Source organism: Cupriavidus sp. UYPR2.512, from assembly GCF_000379565.1.
In the GTDB taxonomy this organism is placed as follows: Bacteria; Pseudomonadota; Gammaproteobacteria; order Burkholderiales; family Burkholderiaceae; genus Cupriavidus.
The window spans coordinates 1-2,614 of sequence record NZ_KB903001.1 but is presented as its reverse complement, the minus strand read 5'-3'; the positions used below and the strand labels follow the sequence as shown (position 1 = coordinate 2,614).

At 61.1% G+C, this 2,614-nt stretch carries 3 protein-coding genes; all 3 read right to left on the bottom strand.

The genetic code is table 11. From position 1 onward, the window contains the following. Positions 1–79 precede the first annotated feature (79 nt). On the bottom strand, positions 80–562 hold the full coding sequence (locus A3A5_RS0117250) for a reverse transcriptase domain-containing protein (protein WP_232431374.1): 483 nt from the start codon (positions 560–562) through the stop codon (positions 80–82). Positions 563–1,107: 545 nt separating this feature from the next. Continuing rightward, positions 1,108–1,317, bottom strand: coding sequence for a hypothetical protein (locus A3A5_RS0117245; RefSeq protein ID WP_018311794.1), 210 nt, complete (start codon positions 1,315–1,317; stop codon positions 1,108–1,110). A gap of 100 nt (positions 1,318–1,417) precedes the next feature. After that, positions 1,418–2,491, bottom strand: a complete 1,074-nt coding sequence (locus A3A5_RS0117240) for a primase-helicase zinc-binding domain-containing protein (protein ID WP_026200860.1) — start codon at positions 2,489–2,491, stop codon at positions 1,418–1,420. Between the last annotated feature and the right edge of the window lie 123 nt (positions 2,492–2,614).

The following is a 2,614-nucleotide window of genomic DNA, read 5'->3' as shown; positions in this document are numbered from 1 at the left end:
GGCGCAAAGGCTTACGCATCAAGGCAGTCAGCGAACAACCTGACCTCTTCGAGCACGCTTCATGAACCAAAGGGCATTGCTATGTATGATCCAAGAATTTCTCGAGGTCGAGGTCTACCACCCAGCGATACCCTGCCTGGAGGTAGCCCTGCGCGCGCTCCACGGCCTGATGCGCCGAGCGTCCCGGACGGAAGCCGTAACTGGAATCCGAGAACGTCGGGTCCCACTGCCTTTGCAGCACCTGCAACACTGCCTGCTGGACGAACCTGTCGAGCGCAGAGGGGATGCCAAGCTTGCGCACGCCACCTCCATCTGGTTTCGGTATCTCGACCCGTCTCACAGGTTGTGGTTTGTATTTGCCTTCGAGCAGCGAGGCCCGTATCGTCGGCCAATGCTCCCGCAGGTACGCCGGTAATGCCTGAACCGTCATGCCGTCCACGCCCGGCGCACCCTTGTTCGCTTTCACACGCTTCAACGCCTGCTTCAGGTTCTCCCTTTCGCAGACTTCTTCCATCAGTCGGTCGTAAGCCGACGGGCTTTCAGGCTCGGGGTTCGCCGCCATAGGTTCAGCCCCTCGATCAGCAGCCATCGGGGCTTCACCCCTACCTCCGCCGTCAAGGACGCGACGCGTTTTCTGCTGCGCTCCCATGTCGAGTTCTCCGGCTTACTCGCCGCTCCTTTCCGTTCGGGCCTTCAGGCGTCACCGCCCTAATATGCCCTCTGCTGACTCCTGCACGGCGGTCAACGCCCCTTACGGGGCGCTCAGTCCTGATTCCAGGACGCTGCACAGGCCTCCCGAGGTAAGCACAACCGCCTTCACCACACACCTGCCAGATCTACCACCCCGGCCCTTGATGGTTGGGGACTTCGCGATCATTGGCTCGCTCGTCCGGCCGGGTAGGCCTCATATCTGGTTTCTGTTCGTCAGGTCGTGGCTTTGCTACACGCTTCCTTCAGACCCCGCCTCACGACGACGCCCTTGCGTTTCGCTAGTCCTTCGCCCCATCAGGCTGGACAGGGGACTTGCACCCCCAAGCTGTTGCGCATGCTCGGCACACCCAAAAAAAGCCCAGCAATCGCTGGGCTTCTTGTTAAGGGTTGACGCGCTCAATGCAGCGTCGGTGCAAGGCAGTAGTCGAGGGCGGAATCGAAAGACAGCAGCCGATCGAGGAACGTCATGCTCCCCGACGGCTCGCGGCGATACACATCAAAGAACTGCGCTTCCGACTGGCCGGCGTTGACGTCAGTCGCGGCCGAGCTGCGCATCGCGTGGATATGCAGCTTGTTGACGATGGCGGTGAATCCCTTCTGTGGCATTGTCAATCTCCTGAGAGAGCCTGCCACGGAGTGCTCCCCCCTGTGGGAAGGACCCACAGGGCAGAGGTAAAGTACGGCGCCACGAGAGGTGGCGGTTATGTCAGGCAGCGATCGCCTGGCGAGACATGCGGCGCAGCTGGTATTCGGTGCGCCATTGATCGCAGAAGTCAGTTCCCCGGACTTTGGGGCGATGCATCACGGTGCGCAGCCCGGCAGCGCGCAAGCGCTTGTCCAGCTTCAATGCGTCGGCCATGCCGGGCGATTTTCCAGTCGTTGGGTCAATCTGGTCGAAATCCGCAAAGATGTGGACCGTGTGAATGCCCAGGCCTGGGGGTACCTCGAACTGGCTAAGCAGCACGCGATTCAGACAATTCCAGGTCGGCACGCCAAAGAGCATGTAGGCGGCATACGCATTCTCCAGACCTTCGGCGACACCCACTTCGCCGGCGCGCGGCGACATTAGCCGCACCGCGCCACCGGAAACCGGCAGGGCCGACACATCGTTGCGCTTGGAAGGCAGGATTACTCCATCCTCCGCGACAATCAATGCCTTGGCAGGTGCCGAAGGGTCCAACGAGGTACGATGCACCGTTGCCATGCGCCCGTCCGGCAGCGTGAACTTCGCAAGGATTGTTGGATAGCGGCCGATGATCCGACCGTCATGCCAGTAATCCTGCACCGCAATACGCAGCGCGCTTGGCTTTGGTGCCCGCAGGCCTGGCACGCGTGCAGCGAGATACCGCATGGCATGATCCCCAGGCGACAGCTCGGTTGCCGTGTTCCACTTCCTGTCGATGCGGCGCAGCTTTGCTGCCGAGTCATTGATCTTGTGACGAGGCGCTGGACCTCGTATTGCTCCGGCCTCGATCGGAAGGGCACGCCCTCCGTTCAGTTCAAGCAGCAGCTGTCGATACGAAAGGCCGGTGAAGCAGCGTACGAGCTCCAGGCCGTCGCCAGCTTTCGGACTTCCTGCATTGCACTTGCGGCACACCCAGTCGCCGCGGCCGCGCTTGTTGTCATACGTAAAACGGTCGTGGCCACCACAGAGGGGGCAAGGACCAGGGCGGCCCTGCCAGAAGCTGTCCGTCAGGACTTCCGCTGGCAGATACCGCTTGAGCAGACCTTCCCATTGAGCGGGCGTCCAGCTTCCAACAATGTCACTCAGATGTTTCATGGGATGGCTCCGTAATGGGAGGATGGGTCGCAATCCACCCAAGATAAGGACATCAGCAAGCCTTATAGGCGGCATGTCGATGAGGTTTCTGGCGAGGCGGACGTGGTTTAGCGCGATCCGGTC